Consider the following 22,886-nt stretch of genomic DNA (forward strand, 5'->3'; position numbering starts at 1 on the left):
AAAACAAGATTTGGAGATTAATCTCTATCAAAAGAAACAGAAGTTGGATGAGACTAAAGAATGATGGAGGAGATATAGATATTACTTACTGTACAGATGTACGATGCGTAAGTTTTCAATCTTGATTATTTGAGTTGTGGGGAAAAATTCTCATTGGCAGTGAATATCTGACTGATTGGATGTTTTTATTAGATAACTAAACTTTCAATCTCAGCATTAATCAACCTTCTGTGAAATAGTTGAAATTTACCATCGCCTTCCTAAGGGACTTCCAGAGGTTGGAGAGTATGCAAGGACTGAGGCGATCACTCTTTCTCATCACTTTACCCCTAGCCATATTCGGGTGTCTGTGTTCTATGGACACCGCCACAGGGCAGATAATTCCTGATAATAGTCTCGGTAGTGAAAGTTCAGTTGTCAAGTTGAATGCCAACACCGATCTAATTGATGGCGGTGCGCGTCGGGGGGCGAACCTTTTTCATAGTTTTCAGGAATTTAATGTTGGTCAAGAAGGAAAAGCCTATTTTTCCAATCCGGCTGGAATTGACAACATTCTCAGTCGGGTTACAGGGGGAAAACCTTCCAATATATTCGGAACGCTTGGTGTTGAAGACGGCAACGCCAATCTATTTTTCATCAATCCTAATGGGATTTTCTTTGGGCCAGATGCGCGTTTAGATATGCGCGGTTCATTCTTGGCTAGTACAGCAAACAGTTTATTGTTTGATAGTGGGTTGGAGTTTAGCACTACCAACCCGCAAGTACCACCCATGTTGGCGATTAATATTCCTATTGGATTGCGATTTCGGGATAATCCAGGGAGTATCACTAATCAGTCTGTAGCCGATGGCGTGGGGCTTCAGGTCAGTCCAGGGAAAAGTTTATCTCTTGTAGGTGGGGACATTAGTTTAGATCGGGGAAGATTGACCGTAGCCGGAGGACAAGTCAACTTAGGGGGTTTAGCAGGGAAAGGAATAGTTGGTTTTAACAGTGATGGTAGCTTGAGTTTTCCTGATGGTGTGACACGAAGCGATGTATCACTTAGCAATGGTGCTCACCTAGATACCAGCACCTCTAGGCAAGGGGATGCTGGCAATGTAGTTATTAATGCCGATACTGTTTCATTTGATGAAAGTTCTGCTTTCAGTAGGGTGGAAAAAACAGGCGAGGGTAACGGAGGTAACATTAATATCACCACAGAAAATCTTTCTGTTACCAATGGTGCTCGACTAGATAGCAGCACCTTAGGACAGGGTAATGCAGGGAGCATAACGATTAATGCTAGCGAGACCGTTTCTTTCGATGGAACAAGTAGTAATAGACCTAGTTTGGCTTTGAGTGGTGTAGCACCTAAAGCCCAGGGGAATGGGAAAACAATTGAAATTACCACAGGCTCCCTTTCTGTAACTAATGGTGCTCAACTAGATAGCAGCACCTTTGGACAGGGTAATGCAGGGAATGTAAATATCAATGCCCGCGATACAGTTTCTTTTGATGGGTTTCACAATCAGATCATCCTAGCCCCTAGTGCAGTATTCACTAAGGTAGAATCGGGAGCTGTTGGGCAGGGGGGTGATATCAACATTACAGCTGAGTCACTTTTTATGACAAATGGTGCTCAACTACTAGCTAATACTAGTGGAAAAGGAAATGCAGGGGATGTAAATATCAATGCCCGCGATATAGTTTCTTTGGATGGGGTAGGTAGTAACAAATTATCCAGTGCTGTATTCAGCTCGATCACAGCAGGAGGTGTAGGGCAGGGAGGCAATATTTACATCAAATCTAGAGCACTTTTTATAACAAATGGTGCTTCATTAGCTACTAGTAATACTGGTCAAGGAAACGCGGGTGATGTAAAGATTTACACCGAGAGTATAGTCTCCTTAGATGGAGTGGGTAGCAATGGATATCCCAGCGCTGTATTCGGCAGCGTGGCTGAAGATCCCTCTGGAAGCCTAGAAAAACCAAGGGGTAATGGTGGTCACATAGACATCACAACTGGGCTGCTGACTGTCACTAATGGAGCTCGGCTAGCTGCTAGTACCATAGTAGGATGGGGGAACGCGGGCAGTATAACAATTAATTCCCGTGAGGCCTCCTTTGATGGGGTAGGTAGCCGTGGTCCTAGTGGGGCTTTTAGTGCTGTGGGATCTCAATCTGTGGGCAACGGTGTTGGTCTCAACATTACTACGACTGAATCGCTCTCAGTGAAAAATGGTGCTGTGTTGAGTACTAGCACTCGTGGACAGGGGGATGGAGGTAACATCAAACTTAATGCTAGTACTTTGGAAGTCGTTAACGGTGGACAGGTTATCACCACAAGCTTCGGCAGTGGCAAGGCAGGTAACATTACTTTGAATACAAGTGATAGCATTATCCTTGCTGGTAACGATCCAACCTTTTTTGATCGGCTTGCCCAATTTCGTAGGGATGCAGAGGATGTAGTTATTGGTGTAGGTCCTGCCAGCGGATTATTTGCCAATACTGAAGTAGGTTCCACTGGCAATGGTGGTAACATTTCCATCTACCCCAAAATCTTAACGGTTCGCGATGGTGCGACAATCACCGTCAATAGCGATGGTGAGGGTATTGGCGGTAATATTCAACTTTCAGGCGATTCCGTCAGTCTGGATGGTGGTGCTATCTCTGCAAAAACCCGTAGTAATAATGGTGGTAATGTTAACCTTCATCTTCAAGACTTACTACTATTACGCAACAGTAGTCAAATCACCACCGACGCAGGGGAGAAGCAGTTTGGTGGTAATGGCGGTAACATTAAGATTGATGTTCCTAATGGCTTTATCGTTGCCTTACCTTCTGAAAATAGCGATATCACTGCTAACGCTTATAGCGGTAGAGGGGGTAACATCTACATAAAAGCTAAGAGTATCTTTGGTATCGAACGCCGCATATTTCCAACTCTACTGAATAGTGACATTACTGCTAGTTCAGAGCTTGGCATTGCTGGCGATGTAACACTTAACATTCCAAATGTAGATCCCCGCAGTGGCTTAGTTGAATTAAAAAGGAATGTTGTAGATCCCTCAGAGCAAATTGCCCAAAATCCCTGTCAACGGGGTGTAGGCAGCAAATTTATCATCACTGGACGCGGTGGCTTACCACCTAGCCCCAATGAAGCTACTAGCAGTGATGCTGTAAGAGTTGATTTAGTTGAGCCTGCACCTGGGAGATCAGGGGAGCAGAGGGGCAGAGGCACAGAGGAGAAAACTAAATCTTCAGTTGCCAAACCAATTGTGCCTACTCAAGGATGGATATTCGACAAAAATGGTGAGGTGATGCTCACAGCTTACGATCCCACAGGCACAGGTTCTCAACGTCCTCTCAGTTTAGATTCTTGCCCAGTGCCTTGAAGCAATTCGTAATTCGTAATTGGTAATTCGTAATACCCTGCGGTAAGTAAGCTACGTAATTAAGATTCGTCAGATTTTATCTAAATTTCCAGAGTTGCTTCTGTAGCCTGATTTTGATTTTTTAGTCTATTAAGCTCTAGAAAATATTGACAAGGAAGACAGAATATGAATTTTAAACTGTCTAACCTATTTCAGAGATTACAAAATCTAGCCAAACGATCGCATAAAATCAGCAAATGGCGATCGCTCTTTCTCATCACTTTCCACCTAGTAACGTTGGAGTATCTTGTATTTATCAATACTGCTAGAGCACAAATTACTCCTGATAATAGTCTTGGTGCTGAGAGTTCAGTTGTGACCTCTGACAATATTAAAGGCATTATTAGCGATCGCATTGAAGGTGGTGCGCTTCGGGGAGCGAACCTTTTTCATAGTTTTCGAGAATTTAATGTGGGTGAAGAAAGAGGAGCGTATTTCTCTAATCCGGCTGTAATTGAAAACATTCTTAGTCGGGTGACAGGGCATAATACCTCTCATATATATGGGACACTCGGTGTTTTGGGCAATGCCAATCTATTCGTTATTAATCCCAATGGTATCGTCTTTGGAAAAAATGCCCGTTTGGATGTAGGTGGTTCATTTTTAGCGAGTACAGCAAATAATCTAATATTTGATAATGGATTGGAATTTAGTGCTACTAATCCACAAACATCACTATTAAGTGTGAATATTCCCATTGGTTTGCAGTTTCGAGAAAATCCACAGAGTATTATTAATCATTCTATAGCTGATGATGTTGGGCTTAAGGTCGCTGGAAAAACATTATCTCTAATAGGTGGGGATATTAGTTTAGATGGAGGAAGATTGACAGCAGATGGAGGGCAAGTTTTTTTAGGAAGTTTGACAGGAGCAGGAACAATAGGGCTTCGAGTTGATAGTACTAATTTAGCTTTTACCTTTCCTCAGCAAATAAAACGAGCAGATGTGAAGCTTGATAAAGCAGCGGAAGTAAATGTTAGCTCTGGAGAGGGCGGTAGTATTGCCATTTATGCCAAAGATGTAACTATTTTGGAAGCAAGTAAACTGATTGCAGGAATAGCATCAGAACTTGGTTCAATTAACAGTAAAGCAGGAGATATAGAAATCGATGCCACAGGTGCAGTTAACTTGGCAAATGATAGCTCTATAATTAATTCAGTGCCAGCAACAGGTATAGGCAATGCAGGTGATATCAAAATTAAAGTTGCTTCTCTTGTTTTGACTGATAACTCTTCTATTGAATCTTCTACATACGGGCCGGGCAAAGCTGGTAATTTGAAGATTAATACTGAACATTTAAGTATAAAAGATGGCGCAGAAGTATCAACTTCAACTTATTCGTCATTTGTTCAAGGAGATGCTGGTAATTTATCTGTGCAAGCAAAGGACTTAGTAGAGGTCGTAGGCACTGATGCTTTTGAAAACCCCAGTTCTCTAGCATCTCAAGTTAATCCTGGAGCTAAAGGCAAAGGGGGAGACTTATCCATCGAAACTAGGCGCTTAAGTGTTAGAGATGGGGCACAAGTGTCAGCTTCTACATCAGGTATAGGAAATGCAGGCAATTTAACAGTTCACGCTTCTGACTCAGTAGAGTTGAGTGGAGAAAGTCTTAGGGGTACTAACGAGAAAAATCCAAAGTTTCCTGGCGGCTTGTTTGCTCAAGTTAACATAACGCGTACAGAGAAGCAGGGGCAAGGGAAAGGAGGTAAACTGACTATTGAGACTGGTCATTTGAGTATTAGTGATGGTAGCAAGGTACAAGTCTCTACTTTTGGCAATGGTAACTCCGGAGACTTGCTGATTTATGCCTCTAATGTAGAAGTGTTTGAGACACCAAAGTATAACTACTTTAGTACAGGAATATTTGCTGAGGTTGCAGATCCTTCTCCTGATGCTACTGGCATACCTGGAAATCCCAGACGCATAGCCAAAGGAAATGGTGGAAATTTAACTATTAAGGCTGACCAGTTAAGTATCCGAGATGGGGGCCGGGTTTCAGTATCTACTCGCAGTCAGGGTAATGCTGGAAAGTTGTTTGTCAGAGCTAAGGACTTAGTGGAAGTCGTGGGTATCCACTCAGAATATGGAGAAAGTGGCTTAACGGCGAGTGTCACTCCAAGAGGCAAAGGCACTGGCGGAGACTTGACTATTGAGACTAGACGCTTGAATGTTAGAGATGGTGGGCAAGTGTCAGTTATGACATTGGGTAAAGGTGATGCTGGCAAATTGCAAATCCATGCTGATGAATCCATAGAAATAGTTGGGACATCTCCAAATGCAGAAATTCAAAGTCAATTGAGTGCTGAAGTTGGTTCTGGTAGTACAGGTCGTGGGGGAAACTTAATTATTAAAACTGGGCAGTTAAATGTTAAAGATGGCGCAAGTATAACCAGCCGCAGCACTGGAGAAGGAATAGCAGGTGATATCTCTATATTTGCCAATATTATTGGCTTAATAAACAAATCTGCGATTAATGCCGAAGCAACTTCTCAAGATGGTGGAAACATTAAACTGCAAATAGCAAACTTGATTCTGCTACGTCGTGATAGTCAGATTTCTACCAGCGCAGGTAGTGAACGTAGTCCCGGTAATGGTGGCAATATAAATATTAAGGCTGACTTCCTAGTTGCTATACCTAGTGAAGACAGCGATATCACTGCTAATTCCTTTGGGGGTAAAGGAGGAGTTATAAATATCACGGCACAAAAACTTTTTGGGCTAGAAGTTGGTAATAAGCCAACTTCCTTGAGTGAGATTACAGCTTTCTCTCAAATTTCCCCCACGCTAAATGGTGAAATTACTCTTAACCAGCCTACATTTGACCCTACTCAAGGATTGGTGGAACTGCCCCAAACCATTATTGACCCTGCTGCCCTAATTGCCCAAAATCCCTGTCAACGGGGTGTAGGCAGCAAATTTATCATTACTGGACGCGGTGGTTTACCACCTAGCCCCAATGAAGGAACTAGCAGTGACGCTGTGCAAGTCGATTTAGTCGAGCCTGCAACTGGGGGAAGCGAAGGAGCAGGGGAGCAGAGGAGCAGGGGAGCAGAGGAGAAAAATAAATATTCAGTTTCTAAACCAATTGTGCCTGCCCAAGGATGGATATTCGACAAGAATGGTGAGGTGATGCTTACAGCATACGACCCTACAGGTACGGGTTCGCAACGTCTCCTTAATTCAGATGTCTGTCCAGTACCTTGAATTAATTCGTAATTCGTAATTAAACGTGGTGTGCAACGTTCTTTTAAACCTAACCCCCAACCCCTTCCCTACAGGGGAAGTGGAACAAGAGTCAAAGCCTCTACCCGTCGCGGAGAGAGGTTTGGAGAGGAGTTAAGCCAAAGTCTGAAATTCACGTATTTTTAACCCATAAAGAAAAAATCAATGAGGAAGGCAGAATATGAATTTCAAACTGTCTAACCTATTTCAGAGATTACAAAATCTAGCCAAACGATCGCTCACAGTAACTAAACCGCGATCGCTCATCCTATTAATACTTTTATTTCTCCTCTCCTTGAGCATTCCCCTGATCGCTCACCAAGTATCTGCATCATCTATCATCGTTCAAACTCAGCAAAATCCCTTACAACTGGTAGAACAAGCCAAAAAACTCTACACTACCGGACAGTTTGAGCAAGCGGCTTTAGTTTGGCAACAAACGGCTGAAGCTTATGCTGCTCAAGGGGATAATCTCAATCAGGCAATGGCTTTGAGTAATCTTTCGCTTACAGAGCAACAACTAGGTAAGTGGGCTGAAGCAAAACAGGCGATCGCAACTAGTCTCAAACTCCTAGAAACCCAGGAAAAAACACCAACGCAACGCCGCATCCAGGCGCAAACGTTGGATATTCAAGGACAGCTACAACTAGCTGTTGGGCAATCACAAATAGCCCTGAAAACTTGGCAACAGGCAGCTGATATATATAAGAATATTGGCAATAAACATAAGTTCATCCAGAGTCAGATTAACCAAGCTCAGGCAATGCAAGAATTAGGGCTTTATCGCCGGGCTTGTGAACTATTACTAGAATCTTTAGAACTTGAGCATCAAGACCTTGATATCTCAAAACAACAGTTGCAAACCCTGACAAAGAAATTCTCAGGAATAGGCGATTTAGCGTCTTTACAAGTTTTAGGATTACGTAGTCTTGGTGATGTTCTGCGAGTAATTGGCAACAGCGAACAATCCCAACTAATCTTGGCAGAAAGTGTGAAATTAGCAAAACAATTGGGTGATTCCCAAAACTTGGCTGCTAGCTATTTCAGTTTAGGTAATACAGTTCTGTCTTTGGGTAATCAAAAAGCCCAAATAGAAACCATTGCCACGCCAATTACATTCACATCATCTCAAGACTGCATGGCACGAGCAAATAATACTGTTTCCGAACTATACCAACAAGCAGCAGCCTGCTATCACCAAGCTGAATTATCTACCGATGCAAACATTAGCGCCAAGGCAAAACTGAATTTACTCAGTCTCCTCATCGAGACTCAACAATGGTCTGAGATATCAACGCTACTGCCTAAAATTCAATCCCAGCTAGATAAATTGCCAATGAGTCATGGAGCCATCTATGCTCAAATAAATTTGGCACAAAATCTAATTTGTCTGAAATCAGCAGTAAATCCAGAAGTATCTCAACTGTCGTCCCCCCTACTTCAGCAGTGTGGTGTAAGCCAGGAAAAAACAACTAACACTGGGGGTAATACTTTGCAACCTACGCTGATTCCTGCGTGGGAAGATATTGCAAAAATTGTCACCACCGCACGTAACCAGGCTCAAGTTTTGCAAGACAACCAAGCACAAGCCTACGCTTTAGGTTATTTAGGCGGAGTTTACCAAGAAATTGGGGAAATACCAAATGCTCAAAGGTTTACTCAAGAAGCATTGCAACTAGTTTCGGCTTTTGATGCGCCACATATTGCCTATCGTTGGCAATGGCAATTAGGACGACTGCGGCGAATTCAGGAGAACCAACCAGGAGCCATCGCAGCGTATACAGCTGCGGTTGAAACTCTCAAGTCACTGCGGAAAGACTTAACTGTAATTAATCCAGACATACAATACACGTTTCGAGACAGTGTAGCCCCAGTTTATCGGGAATTTGTCGGTTTACTGTTGCAAGCTAATAACTCTAACCAAACCAACCTCAAACAAGCTCGTGATGCAATTGAAGCACTTCAGCTGGCAGAACTGGATGATTACTTTCGAGATGCCTGCATTGAAGCTAAACCACAACAGATTGATCGAGTCGTAGATAAAGCTACTCCAGCAGCAGCAGTTTTATATACAATTACTTTGCCGGATCGCTTAGAGTTAATTCTCAAATTGCCAGGGCAAGAAAACTTAGAACACTACACTACAACAGTTACTCAAGCCCAATTAAAAGACAACTTAACACAATTAATAGAGCGTCTCAATGATAAAACACGCTTTGCTGGTGAAATTCAGGAATTATCACAACAGACATATGATTGGTTAATTAAACCAGCACAAAGCAAGTTAGTTGATAGTAAAGTCAAAACTTTAGTATTTGTATTGGATGGTCTATTACGAAATATTCCGATGGCAGTTCTTTATGATCACGCCAGTCAGGAATATTTAGTACAAAAATATGCTTTAGTTATCACCCCTGGTCTTCAACTGATCAGTCCTCGTCCTTTAGCAGATGTCCGCCTCAATGCCATGCTTGCTGGAATGAGTGAACAGCGTAGTTTTCCTGACGAAAATCAGTTATTCTCTAATCTTAAATTTGTACCTAATGAATTAGGAAAAATTCAAAACCAAGTGCCAAACAATGAAAAGTTACTGGATCAGAATTTTCTCAAAGCTACGCTGCAAGAGCATCTAGCAAATGCCAAATATACTATTGTTCACTTAGCAACTCACGGAGAATTTAACTCTGACCCCGAAAAAACTTTTATTGCTACCTGGGATCACCTAATTAAAATCAAAGATTTGGATAAATTACTGCGATCAGGTAAGACAAATCAACCAATATCGATTGAACTACTTGTTCTCAGTGCTTGTAAAACAGCCACAGGAGACAGCCGCGCTACTTTAGGGCTAGCTGGTGTTGCTGTACGAGCCGGAGCAAGAAGTACACTAGCCAGCTTGTGGTCAGTAAATGATGAGTCTACATCTGAACTCATGGGTGAATTTTATCGTGAATTAGTTAATGCCAATGGCCGAAAAAATGTCAGTAAAGCTGAGGCTCTCCAGCAAGCTCAGTTAGCTCTGTTAAACAATCGCGATCGCAATAAAAAATGGGAGCGTCCTTATTATTGGGCCCCCTTTGTTTTAGTAGGGAATTGGCTTTAATTTTGGGAAACTACAGTACCAAAACTATATTCTTGAGCCAGTCTTTCTAAGCCAACCACACCATTAGCTTTTAATAAATCAGCCCATTCCTGTTTTAATGTTGGATCTTGTGGATTGCGACGGCGACGTTCAGCTAAGTTATTCAACGCATCATACCAAATCTTATTATTTAAATAGCTTTGGTAATCATTAGTATTAGCAGAACCAAGGTTGATTCGTTCTACTATTCCACCAACATCAAAACTATTTCCATCATTACAAACCATCCGAAAAGACCAATTATAAACCTTGCCTTGTTTTAATGAGTTTTGGGGTTTTGATGGCACAGTCACACTAACAATTCCTGGTGTTGATTGAAGTGTGTATCGAGTTCTTTCTATGGTTTTTTGTTCTGCTTCATTTTGCAATACTAACTCAGCATATCTGATATCTTTCGGCAGATTAGGAACATAAACCCAAAAAGTAGGATACTCAGAGACAGTAGATCCCCCATTCTTAGGCACCAAAGCAGTTAGTTCCGTTGCTTCTATTCCATCACAATTACCACGGCTAGCAGCATCTGTTTGTCGATTTGGTCTACCTGTTGAAGTAAAATCTAGCTTTTGTCTCCGAGATGATTGTACTAAACGAAAGTTAGAATTTATAGTTAATCTGGGAGACTCTGCAAATACTAATATGGGGTAGCTTGTCAAGCCAGCCATAACCCAAAACAAAAAGAGGATAAGAGAATTTTTTGGAAAAGTTCGCTTCTTGTTACTCATAATTTCCTCTAAAAACTATTAACTATTGGTAGGAGTAGTAGGAGTAGTAGGAGTAGTAGGAGTGCTAGGAGCGCTAGGAGTACTAGAAGTGGTAGAAGTGATTTGCACATACGTTAAGGCAATTACTACGCACACTCCTGTTAGGAACAAACTAAGTATTGTGGGTATAACTGGCAACCACCCACCCTGCATAAAAGCTAAACGACATAGTCCATATAAAATACTGATCGCTATAACCACAACTAGCCCCCTCCTAATTGGCGATCGCCAATACTCAATCAATATCCCTACGAAGAATGCCCAAAGCCAAACCCAGATAATTTCTACCGCCTGTGGCCACCACCACAACAAGGGTCGTTGATTTAACACAGCACTAATAATTTGACTCACCATGTGTGCCTGAATTAACACTCCAGGCATTTCTGTACCATAAGGAGTCATATGAAAATCCCTAAAACTACGGGCAGTAGTACCGATTAAAACAATGCGATTATTAACGAGACTTGGTAGTTTAGCGTCTTGCGAACCTTCAAGGATATCCGTCAAGCTTATTTGCTGGGCAATTGATTCATCTGGTTTCAGCGATCGATAATTGAGGAGAATTTGGTAGCCCAAATCTTCTGTTCTTGGTAACTGATACCCACCAGCATCTGAAACTAACTTGGGAAAAATTACTGTACCAATTTGTAACCTCTGATCTACAGTCTGTTGGATTGGTGAAATATTTTCTGTTTCTAAGTAACGAAGTGCAATTCGTAGGCTAAATGATTGATCTGTATAACATTGGCTGCTAGGTGTCTGAGCTAATAATTGGCGACGGATAACCTTGTTTGGATCTTCGGGAATATTACTAAATCCCAAACGTTGATATTGTGCTAATTGAATTTCAGGTGAAGCTTTTATACCTCCAATACTGCACGTAAGAATCAAATTGTTGTTCTCCTGCAATTGTTTTACTAAGTCTTTGAATTGTAGGTTGACACCAAAATCACGAAAAATATCCAAACCAATGACTCGCGGTTGATGCGGATTCAATTTTTGTAAAAGTGCATCAAGTGCTTGGTCTGATAGTGATGCGGCTCTCCTTTCCATATTTTTCTGAGCTTGATATTCCAGATCATCATCGTTAATTGTGATTATTAGTAGGCGAGAATCTGGTTGCTCAATAGGCCGCGATCGCATCATATAATCAAATGCTGCCAACTCAGATGGCTGCAACATCCCTAAAGGTCGTACCACTCCCATCAACAAACCAACGATTATTACACTAGTTAGGAATGCAGTTTGGAATTTCCTCATTGGTAGAGTAGGTTTTCCCTTCCCGTTTGCCCTTGAGGGTTCTCCTGTGTTTTCTGCTTCCCGCATATATCGCAGAACTGTGATCAATGTGGTTGCTGCTGCTGTCAGTGCTGAAATTAAGGTCGGAAAATCCATCTGACACCTCCATGAAGGGTCTGTAAACAGGCAATGAGAAGGGATTTTAGCTTCTATTGTCTACAATCACAAAATCATTTCGTCGGTCATTGGTAGAGGTTTTGTAGGCAATTAAAATCTCTTGAGCATCTAAAATTCGAGAAAATGCCAAAGTGCAAGGTTGTCCCCAAGGTAAGCCAAAATCATGAACATTGCCGGAAATTTCTCAGAAGTACATCCGACCAAATTTTAGTGCTGCTGTGGATTGAAAGATTCTGACAATTTGAGAAATCTTTTGGTAAATTCTACAATTTTGATTTTGATTTTGATGTTTTTATATTAATCTGATTTATTTGGCAAATTAATCTAATGGAAGAGAAACAAACATAAGGATTTTATGCAGCTATCCAATCAATTAAGAATTCTTTAAGAGTGCTACGACAAAAGCTGTAGACAAGAATGCCAATAAATGTTGAGTGTAAATTTTACCCGTTTATCTTTATATTGCTGATCCCCCAAATTTAAACCTCTAACCAAAGTTAGATAAATTTAGTCAAAAGTTAGAGTTTAGAGTAAACTTTTTTGCCGAATAAAAAGTTTACTTAATGCCGTGTACAACTTTATCTCAAAGCTAACCCCCAATCCTTTCCCTATGTTCGTACAGCGTCTCAAAGAGAGAGAAGGGGAGCAAGAATCAAAAGCCTATCGACCTTTCGGGGATAGATTTGGAGAGAGGTTACAAGAATAGGTCGCACATCGCATTACTTAATGAAATTCAGTTGTTGAGGAATATATCATCTTCATCTATTTATAGAGATAGTTTTGTATCCTTTTGTTAATTAAGTTTTACCAAAATTGGTAAAGTTACTTTATACAATAATTTCCTCACAAGTTCCTCAAATTATTTTTTTAAATTTGGGAAGTAGATAAATTTAGTAACAATGTTATGACAGTCTTAACAAAATTACAGCAGTTTCTTAAATCAATTAAAGAAGCTCCTGCACAAATCATTAACTACATCTCAAGTGCAGCAGCGAGAATTTTCTCACCCAAGGATGATGATTATCCAGATACAGGGGTTCAACCTTTTGAGGGAGATATTCCTGATGATAAAAGAAAGTTTTGAGCGGATATTTAAGAAGTATCAAACTTTGGCTGGGTAATATTAGGACATAACATTAAGCTCATTCCATCCCCTTTTAGGGGATGGGATAACACGTGCATACTGATGACTGATGAAGGTTGACGGTTAACAGTCATCAGTCAACAGTTAACGACGGCATTGAATAAGTGGGCTTCCCGCCGCCTTGGTGATAGTACTCCAGTTACCATCGCTGTTATGTCCGTCCAGAAGATTGACTACGATCGCAAACTATAATTGTCGAATATCAAAATCCTGAAACGCAGACACGGGAAATTTTGGCAGTCGGTTGGTTAAATAAATCGCATGGTACGAATGAAGCAGAATTCGCTATTGTGGTATGCGATCGCTGTCAGGGTATATTAACCGAGTTACTGCGACGGCTGCTGGCACTTTAAATCACAAACCTATCAATTCTTCACAAGTTTCTCAACTTCTTATCCTAATGTCGAAAGTAGATCCACTTTAGTCATTGCTAGCGCTTAAAGACTTTCACCGGTGCAAGAAGATGAACAAGAGAAGCTTTGCAACCATAGACGGCAATGAAGCTGTTGCCCAAGTCGTCTATCGACTGAATGAAGTCATTGCGATTTATCCCATTACTCCCTCTTCACCAATGGCTGAGTGGGCAGATACTTGGGCTAGTGAAGGCAAACCCAACATTTGGGGTACTGTTCCCTCGGTGGTAGAGATGCAAAGTGAAGGAGGTGTAGCTGGTGCTGTACATGGTGCTTTGCAAACTGGTTCACTGACAACCACATTTACAGCATCACAGGGATTATTGTTGATGATCCCCAATATGTACAAAATTGCTGGGGAATTAACACCTACAGTATTTCATATTGCCGCGCGATCGCTAGCCGCGCAAGCTCTCTCCATTTTCGGTGACCACAGCGATGTCATGGCAGCGCGGGGTACTGGTTTTGCCATGCTGTGTGCCGCATCAGTCCAAGAAGCACAGGATTTTGCTTTAATAGCAACGCGGACAACCTTAGAATCACGAATACCGTTCTTACACTTTTTTGATGGCTTTCGTACCTCCCACGAAATTAACAAAGTAGAAACTTTAACAGAAGATGATTTGCGAGAATTCATTCCCGATGAATTAGTATTTGCCCATCGATCACGCGCTCTCACCCCTGACAAACCAGTTTTGCGCGGTACAACACAAAACCCTGATATCTACTTCCAAGCCAGGGAAACTGTCAATCCTTACTATCTAGCTTGTGCAGACATCACCCAGAAAGTCATGGATGAATTTGCCGCGATGACTGGGCGACAGTACCAACTATTTGAATATCACGGCGACCCAGCAGCCGAACGAGTTATTGTGCTGATGGGTTCTGGTTGTGAGGCTGTACATGAAATAGTAGATTATCTCAACGCCCGTGGTGAGAAAGTGGGTGTTTTGAAAGTAAGACTATATCGCCCATTTGATGTAAAGCGTTTTGTCGCTGCTTTACCAACAACTATCCGTAGCATCGCAGTTTTAGACCGCACGAAAGAACCAGGTGCATCAGGTGAACCTCTCTATTTAGATGTGGTAAATGCAATTCATGAAGCTTCGAAAGCAGGGCCAAGCATTTCCCTATCTCCCCTTCCTCAAGTAGTGGGTGGTCGTTACGGTTTATCTTCTAAAGAATTTACGCCAGCGATGATTAAAGCCGTCTTTGATAACCTTGCTGCGGCTGAACAAAAAAAAAATAATTTCACCATCGGTATTAACGATGATATCACCCACACCAGCTTGAATTATAACCTTGACTTTAGCATTGAACCAGACAACATAGTAAGAGCAATTTTTTATGGTTTGGGTGCAGATGGGACAGTGGGCGCTAATAAAAACTCAATCAAAATTATTGGAGAAGAAACAAGCAATTACGCTCAAGGCTATTTTGTCTACGACTCCAAGAAATCAGGTTCTGTCACAGTTTCTCACTTACGCTTTGGTTCACAACCAATTCGCTCAACCTATTTAATCAGCAAAGCTAACTTTGTCGGCTGTCATCAATGGGAATTTATCGAAAAATTTCCTATCCTGAAAGACATCATACCAGACGGCACATTCTTAGTTAATTCACCTTATGAACAGGATGAAGTTTGGGATCATCTGCCGCCATCAGTACAAGAGCAAATTATTCAAAAGCGTCTGAAATTTTATGTAATTAATGCGTATAAAGTTGCTCGTCAAGCAGGCATGGCTGGCAGAATCAACACAGTAATGCAGGTTTGTTTCTTCGCTTTGTCGGGTGTATTGCCACGAGAAGAAGCGATGCCTTCGGCGAGCTACGCTAACGCCTCTATCAAAAACTCCATCCGCAAGATTTACAGCCAGAAGGGTGACGAAATTGTACAGATGAACATCAACGCGGTGGATACTACATTAGAGAATTTGTATGAGGTGGGAAATAGGGAATTGGGAATAGGGAATGGGAAAGAAAAACAATCCCCAACTCTTGATACTGCACCTGCTTTTGTCCGTGATGTCTTAGGTAAAATGATTGCCCGTCAAGGAGATGAACTGCCAGTTAGTGCTTTACCAGCAGACGGGACTTATCCCACTGGTACAGCAAAATGGGAAAAGCGTAACATTGCCCAAGAAATACCCGTTTGGGATACAGATGTCTGCATTCAATGTGGTAAGTGCGTGATGGTGTGCCCTCACAGTGTCATTCGGAGTAAGGTTTACGAACCACAGCAGTTAGAAAATGCACCATCGACCTTTAAGAGTGCCAATGCCAAAGACCACGATTGGCAAGGTTTGAAATACACTATCCAAGTGGCAGCAGAAGATTGCACTGGCTGCGGAATTTGCGTAGATGTGTGCCCAGCGAAGAATAAATCAGAACTACGCCGCAAAGCCATCAATATGGAACCGCAAAGACCATTACGCGAACAAGAACGGGAAAATTGGGACTTCTTTTTGAATATTCCTAATCCAGATAGAAGCCATCTAAAGCTGACTCATATTAACCAACAGCAGATGCAAGAACCATTATTTGAATTTTCTGGGGCTTGCGCTGGTTGTGGCGAGACACCTTATATTAAGTTAGCAACGCAGCTGTTTGGCGATCGCATGATTGTTGCCAACGCCACCGGTTGTTCTTCTATCTATGGTGGTAATTTACCCACCACACCTTGGACGCACAATCTCCAAGGACGCGGACCAGCTTGGTCTAATAGTTTATTTGAAGATAACGCCGAATTTGGACTTGGTTTTCGCATTTCGATTGATAAACAAGCAGAATTTGCTGCGGAATTACTCAAACAACTGACAACAGATGTAGGTGAAGAACTGGCAAATAGTATCCTTAATGCCGAACAAAAAGATGAAGCTGATATTTGGGAACAACGAGAAAGGGTAGCGCTATTGAAACAGAAGTTAGATAAAATTTTGACTGCGGAAATAGACACCAATTTAAAATCTAAAATCCAAAATCTAAAATCGCTAGCTGATTACTTAGTGAAAAAGAGTGTTTGGATTATCGGTGGTGATGGCTGGGGTTACGATATCGGATTCGGTGGACTAGATCACGTCTTAGCCAGTGGACACAACGTTAATATTCTCATTCTTGATACTGAAGTTTATTCCAATACAGGTGGACAAATGTCCAAAGCCACGCCCAAAGCAGCTGTAGCTAAATTTGCGGCTGGGGGTAAAGTTGCACCTAAAAAAGACTTGGGTTTAATGGCGATGACTTACGGCAATGTCTATATTGCCAGCGTCGCAATGGGCGCACGCGATGAACACACCCTCAAGGCTTTCCTGGAAGCTGAGGCTTATGAAGGCCCATCGCTAATTATTGCCTACAGCCATTGCATTGCCCACGGAATCAATATGAGTACAGCAATGCAGAATCAAAAAGCTGCTGTCGATTCAGGTCAATGGTTACTGTATCGATTTAATCCAGACCGCATCAAGCAAGGAATAAACCCACTACAACTTGATTCGCGCACACCAAAGTTACCATTAGAGAAATATATGTATTTGGAAAACCGCTTCAAGATGTTGACTAAGAGTAACAAAGAAGTGGCACAGCAATTACTTAAAGAAGCTCAAGCAGATGTGAAAACCCGTTGGCAAATGTATCAATATTTGGCTGCAAGAAATTATTGAAAATTAAATATTTTGCCTAATCTCTCTTCTCTGAGTGAGAGGATGTTTTAAAAGTCATTTGATTGGTATAAAACCTTTTGTTATCCCCCTAAAATCCTCTAATATCATGTCCGGTAAAAGACTTATCATTAAGACCGCATTTCTCGCTGGGGGCAGGGAGCAGGGGGAAAGAGAGTTTTAAGATTTTTGCATAGATGCCCTGAATAATAACTAATTAAGCGGACATGATATAAAAAACAGGGAATTTGATTCCGACTACCCGCTTTCTAAGGGGTTAGGGGGAATAAACAAATGCCTAAAATTACAGCCAACCACTTTTAAAATATCCTCTGAGATTATTTTTAAATTTATCTTCACGGCTTAAATAGAATATTTTAACAAACAACGCGCAGCGTCTGGTAATAGAAGGAGTTCGAGGACGTAAAGGAAAGATAAATAGAGTATTTCCAGATATATCTCACCCAAATATTTTAGCAACTAAAGATTTTGTACAGAAGAAAACAAGTTTCTACATAACATTGAAAATAGGAGTAAAGATGATGGATTTGACTACAACTTATATGGGGATGAAATTGCGATCGCCTCTTGTTCCCTCTGCATCACCTCTATCTGAGGACATTGACAACATTCGGCAGATGGAAGACGCGGGTGCAGCAGCGATAGTCATGCATTCGCTGTTTGAGGAACAGTTGCGCCTAGAATATTATGAACTCCATCATCACCTTACCCAAGGTACTGAAAGTTTTCCTGAAGCCTTAACTTACTTCCCTAATTCAACCAGCTTTCGGGTGGGGCCAGAAACTTATTTAGAGCATATCCATAAAGCTAAGGAAAAGGTGAGCATTCCGATTATTGCCAGCCTCAATGGATCATCCGTTGGTGGATGGACAAACTATGCCAAACAAATTCAGCAAGCAGGAGCAAACGCACTGGAATTGAATATTTACTACGTTCCTACCGATATGGAACTAACAAGTAATGAAATTGAACAGACCTATATTAATATTCTTCGTGCAGTCAAAGTAGTAGTAACTATCCCCGTAGCAGTCAAACTCAGCCCGTACTTCACAAATACAGCAAATATGGCAAAACGTTTGGATGAGGTGGGGGCTGATGCTTTAGTACTATTTAACCGCTTTTATCAACCAGATATTAACCTCAACCTTCTGGAGGTTGAGCCTAATGTGCTGTTAAGCACACCGCAGTCGATGCGATTACCTCTGCGATGGATTGCAATTCTCTATGGACGCATTCATGCTGATTTAGCTGCAACCAGTGGTATCCACAGAGGAAATGATGCGTTAAAAATGCTCATGGCTGGTGCCAAGATTACGATGCTTTGCTCAGTACTGTTACAACATGGTATCAGCCACATTCGAGTCGTTGAGCAGGAAATACGCGAATGGATGGAAAAATACGAATACGAATCAGTACAGCAAATGCAGGGGAGTATGAGCCAAAAGTATTGCCCAAATCCCAGTGCTTTTGAACGTGCTCAGTATATGCGATCGCTTGCTACCTATAAACCTGAATGGGCAGCCACTCATGATACATCATATTATTTTGGTTAAAAGGGATAACACGAAAGACTGATGACGGTTAACGGTTAATGGTTAACCGTTAACGGCGGCGGGGCGGCTATCCCGGACAACCCAAAAAGCAAGTGGGGTTCCCGCCGCCTCGGTGATGATCTGACGGTGGCGATCGCAGTCGCAGAAGCTATCTGACAGTTACACCTGCGCTGACTAATTGATTAGCAAAAAAAATATGACAGCAGAGCATGGCTTTATTCTGGACTTCACAACTGTTCTAGGTGCTTCAGCATTAGGAGGATATCTAGCTAACCGACTGCGGCAACCTGTTTTGCTGGGTTATTTAGTGGCTGGATTGGCTCTAGGCCCTTATGGCTTCAAGCTGTTAAGTGATGTTCCACGGATTCAATCTTTAGCATCAATTGGTGTAGCTTTTTTGTTATTTGCCCTGGGTGTGGAATTTTCTTTAGCAGAGTTGAAGCGGGTCAAGGATATTGCAATAAAGGGTAGTTTGTTGCAAATTGGGCTAACTACGGCTTTGGTGGCATTTTTAACAATTGCGTTGGGTTGGGTTGAGAACTTTACACAAGGCATTTTTTTAGGGGTGGTTCTATCCCTGTCCTCCACAGCAGTAGTATTGAAAACTTTGACAGAACGAGGTGAAACGAATACAGTTCACGGTCAAGTCATGCTGGCAATTTTAATTGCTCAGGATTTAGCGTTGGGATTGATGTTAGCATTTTTACCTGTCCTCAACCAACCAGAAAGACTTGCTTGGGCGATAGGTATGGCTTTGCTGAAAGTTTTGCTATTTTTAGCATTAGCGATCGCCTTTGGTCGTTGGATAGTGCCGAAGTTAATTAGTAACGTGGCAGCTACGGAAAGCACAGAGTTATTCGTTCTGACCGTAATTGCTCTGTGTTTGGGTGTGGCTTTGGTGACAGCTAAACTGGGTCTGTCAATCGAGATGGGTGCATTTATTGCCGGGTTAATGGTTTCGGAGATTGAACATGCAGATCATGCCCTCGCCAAAGTTTTACCTTTAAGAGATACCTTTGCTTGTCTATTCTTTGCTTCCATTGGAATGTTGATCGATCCAGTCGCACTCATCCAAAATTTGGGGCTAGTTTTGGGACTGGTAACTCTAGTTATGTTGGGTAAAGCAATTGTTGTGATGCCAATCATTTTTAAATTTGGCTATTCACTCAAGACTACCATCCTTACCAGTCTGGGGATTAATCAGATTGGAGAGTTTTCTTTTGTCTTAGCTTTAGCAGGTTTACAACTCCAACTTATTCCCGAAAGAACTTATTTTATACTATTAGAGACAACAGCAATTACACTAGTTTTGACTCCCATATCGCTCAATATTGCGCCGCAGTTGGTAGAATATCTCACCCAGCTACCGTTTTTTGCTAAATCACTGCGACAATTTACAGAACCCAACATCTTCTCAATTCCAGAAACTATTAGTGGTCATGTTGTGGTTGCAGGTTACGGAAGAGTCGGGCAAGTGATTGTGAATATTTTGCTCAATCAGGGATATGTAGTCTTAGTCATTGAAAATAGTGAAGCCGCTATTCAAAGATTGAGAATGCAGCGTATCCCCTACATTTTTGGTGATGCTGATTCCGAATTAGTGTTAGAGAAAACTCATTTAGAAACTGCCAAAGCCCTAGCAATTGCCTTACCTGATCCTGCCAGTTCGCGATTACTTCTAAAACGCGCATTAGCGATCGCTCCTAAATTAGATGTAATTGCGCGATCGCACCACGATAATGAAATTGACCTACTCACGCAAATGGGAGCCAAGGAAGTCGTCCAACCAGAATTTGAAGCCGCCCTAGAATTAGGCGCACATCTCCTAGCCACTTTAGGGGCAGCAAAAAGCCAGATTGATCGGGTAATTACTGATATTCGCACCGACAGATATCGTAGTATCAGACCAGGGAGATGAATATAGTTTCTAATGCTTGACCAGCCGAACTTGCCATTCATCTGCGATCGGCAAAATCAACAATATACCATTTGCTAGATTCGGCTGGCTTACTGAGTGAAGAAAATAACAGATATATGCAGAAGTACGATAAGTAATAAAATGGAAGTTGCCATTCGCAAGACAGCACAGATCCTTGAGCAAGTTCATCAATCAGAGTCGGCACTTGGGCTAAAAAACGAAGCCTGTCGTTCAAAATTCTTTATTCATCCTAATTCCACATCAAAAGTTTGCCTATTCTTGCATGGTTTCACGGCAGGGCCTTACCAGTTTGAGCCAATCGGCAAAGCTTTTTTTAAAGCAGGATACAACGTTTTGATTCCTTTACAACCCGGTCATGGACGCTCAGGTAACTGGAGCCGTCAAAATCCTCCACCACTCCCAACAGATATTCAGATATATCAGGAATTTGTCATCAAATGGTTGCAGATTGCCAAAACGATAGGTCAACAAGTTGTAATTGGTGGATTATCTACAGGTGGAACTTTAGCTGCTTGGTTAGCTTTAAAGCATCCCCAGCAGATTGACCGCACCTTATTGTTCACCCCTTATTTGGGTAGCCGCTATTCACTATTCGATCAGCTGATCAAAATTTTGCCAATTTACTTTGAATGGTTCAACAAAGATGCATCAGGCAATTTTGGTTATAAAGGTTTTTATCTCAAGGCATTAAGGATATTTCTTGAATTGGGAGATCAGATTTTAGAAAAGGCTCAAGGCTCTGTTTCTGCCCCTATGTTAATGGTGTGTAGTGAAGGAGATCAGGCTGTTAGTCGCTCCAAACAGCAGGATTTTTTCCGAAGAGTACTTAAGCAGCAACCGAAATCCTGGTATTACTGTTTCGATGATTCGCTTCACATTGAACATCGGATGATGACGAAACTGGAAGACAATGATTATGAAGAACTGGTAATTACCCTTGCTAAAGCATTTGTTGAGAGTGATTTGAGTTGGGTCGAGTTTCAGCAAATGGCAAAGCGGATAGCGCAAGGGCAAATGTATGACCAAATCATGCGAGAATTCAACTTTGATGGACAAGTTTCTCAACAACTATCTGCAATGATGACTCAAGGTTTTGGCTGTGAGCATCTTAAATGTATCAATCCAGATTCATAATAATTTGTACATTTACCTAATGACTGATGACTGATGACTGTTAACCGTCAACAGTCAACAGTTAACAGTACACTCATAGGGGCACGGCAGTGCCGTGCCCCTACACCTGGCGATATAATGTTGTACCTTTAGACGCGCATCAGCTTACTATCTCTAATCAGTACTTTTCACCCTTTCAAACAAAGCCCGATAAACAGGTTGACCCTTTTTTTGCGTACCTATTTCCCGTTCTGTAGGGACTGGTAGCGGGTTTTCAGCCAACCATTCTTCTGTACCCACTTTCTGATAAGCTGGGTGAGCTGCAAAGCGATCGCGCATTTCCACTGCAACAAATTCCATATCTGATTGCAGAAAGACAACTCCTCCAACCGCAAGATAATTGGCTAATTCTGCCACTAGTTCTGGTTGCACTACACGGCGTTTAGCATGGCGGGTTTTAAACCAAGGATCGGGGAATTGAATTGTAACGCGTTGTAAACTTCCTGAAGGGAGGGAAAATAACAGCGATCGCAGTGAGTTATTCACATTGCAAAATAAGTAGTGCAGGTTTGTTAAAGCCAACTCAGAACGTAATTTATTCGCCTCCACCACCAGCGCTTCCCGAATTTCCAAGCCAAGAAAATTCCAGTTGGGTTCTATTTGGGCCATATTTACCAAAAATAGTCCTTTAGCGCAGCCAATATCTAAATGTAGTGGTTGATTTGGCTTTGCATAAATTTTTTCCAAGTCTTGGGGACTTGCTGGTGTTTGATACTTTTTACCCAGTGGATTAACATGCTGGCGAACTCGGACTGCTGCCAAAATTTGATCTCCTTTACGTGAAAATATTTTGTTTATTCTGATACCAATTTCTGTGAATGTTCGTTTAATTACATCTTGGAAAGCTTTATCCATTTCTGCTGTTTGTCTCAGTAGAAATGATAAACTATTGTTTCATTTTTCAGACCTTATTTAGTGACAAGTCGAGTAAATAACGGTTATAAAAGTAAGAGCTTATAAAGCCAATTTAGATTGTTGTCTTAAATTTACCGCGTAATATTTCAATTTAGGCAATTTTACACCAAGCAACCTT

The 22,886-nt window shown here is 41.7% G+C and carries 11 protein-coding genes; 8 read left to right on the forward strand and 3 right to left on the reverse strand.

The features are described from left to right. Positions 1-356 precede the first annotated feature (356 nt). From H6G92_RS10955 to H6G92_RS10965, 3 genes are all read left to right on the forward strand, one after another. Positions 357-3,374 (forward strand): two-partner secretion domain-containing protein, encoded by a 3,018-nt coding sequence (locus tag H6G92_RS10955; protein ID WP_242059092.1) that lies wholly within the window; start codon positions 357-359, stop codon positions 3,372-3,374. Positions 3,375-3,539: 165 nt separating this feature from the next. After that, on the forward strand, positions 3,540-6,617 hold the full coding sequence (locus tag H6G92_RS10960) for a filamentous hemagglutinin N-terminal domain-containing protein (RefSeq protein WP_190893712.1): 3,078 nt from the start codon (positions 3,540-3,542) through the stop codon (positions 6,615-6,617). 199 nt (positions 6,618-6,816) lie between these two features. After that, positions 6,817-9,738, forward strand: a complete 2,922-nt coding sequence (locus H6G92_RS10965) for a CHAT domain-containing protein (RefSeq protein ID WP_190893714.1) — start codon at positions 6,817-6,819, stop codon at positions 9,736-9,738. Here H6G92_RS10965 and H6G92_RS10970 read toward each other — a convergent pair. After that, complete coding sequence (locus tag H6G92_RS10970; protein WP_206758840.1) at positions 9,735-10,439, reverse strand: DUF928 domain-containing protein; 705 nt, start codon at positions 10,437-10,439, stop codon at positions 9,735-9,737. The two genes, H6G92_RS10965 and H6G92_RS10970, sit on opposite strands and share 4 nt — an antisense overlap. 78 nt (positions 10,440-10,517) lie before the next feature. Further along, positions 10,518-11,933 (reverse strand): CHASE2 domain-containing protein, encoded by a 1,416-nt coding sequence (locus tag H6G92_RS10975; protein WP_190893718.1) that lies wholly within the window; start codon positions 11,931-11,933, stop codon positions 10,518-10,520. Positions 11,934-12,858: 925 nt separating this feature from the next. Here H6G92_RS10975 and H6G92_RS10980 point away from each other — a divergent pair. From H6G92_RS10980 to H6G92_RS11000, 5 genes are all read left to right on the forward strand, one after another. After that, positions 12,859-13,038, forward strand: a complete 180-nt coding sequence (locus H6G92_RS10980) for a hypothetical protein (RefSeq protein WP_190893720.1) — start codon at positions 12,859-12,861, stop codon at positions 13,036-13,038. A gap of 523 nt (positions 13,039-13,561) precedes the next feature. Beyond that, on the forward strand, positions 13,562-17,170 hold the full coding sequence (gene nifJ, locus H6G92_RS10985; RefSeq protein ID WP_190893722.1) for a pyruvate:ferredoxin (flavodoxin) oxidoreductase: 3,609 nt from the start codon (positions 13,562-13,564) through the stop codon (positions 17,168-17,170). Positions 17,171-17,709: 539 nt separating this feature from the next. Beyond that, complete coding sequence (locus H6G92_RS10990; protein ID WP_190893817.1) at positions 17,710-18,741, forward strand: dihydroorotate dehydrogenase-like protein; 1,032 nt, start codon at positions 17,710-17,712, stop codon at positions 18,739-18,741. 196 nt (positions 18,742-18,937) lie between these two features. Further along, positions 18,938-20,659 carry a cation:proton antiporter gene (locus H6G92_RS10995; protein WP_190893724.1) on the forward strand — a complete coding sequence of 574 codons (1,722 nt, stop codon included), beginning with the start codon at positions 18,938-18,940 and terminating at the stop codon, positions 20,657-20,659. Between the two features lie 141 nt (positions 20,660-20,800). Further along, a complete protein-coding gene (locus tag H6G92_RS11000; RefSeq protein WP_190893726.1) occupies positions 20,801-21,814 on the forward strand; it encodes an alpha/beta hydrolase in 1,014 nt (337 codons plus the stop codon). A 153-nt stretch (positions 21,815-21,967) separates the two neighbouring features. On the opposite strand, the gene trmB is transcribed toward H6G92_RS11000, so the two are convergent. Next, a complete protein-coding gene (gene trmB, locus H6G92_RS11005; RefSeq protein ID WP_190893818.1) occupies positions 21,968-22,615 on the reverse strand; it encodes a tRNA (guanosine(46)-N7)-methyltransferase TrmB in 648 nt (215 codons plus the stop codon). Positions 22,616-22,886 lie beyond the last annotated feature (271 nt).

Source organism: Nostoc foliaceum FACHB-393 (assembly GCF_014698505.1).
In the GTDB taxonomy this organism is placed as follows: Bacteria; Cyanobacteriota; Cyanobacteriia; order Cyanobacteriales; family Nostocaceae; genus Nostoc; species Nostoc foliaceum_A.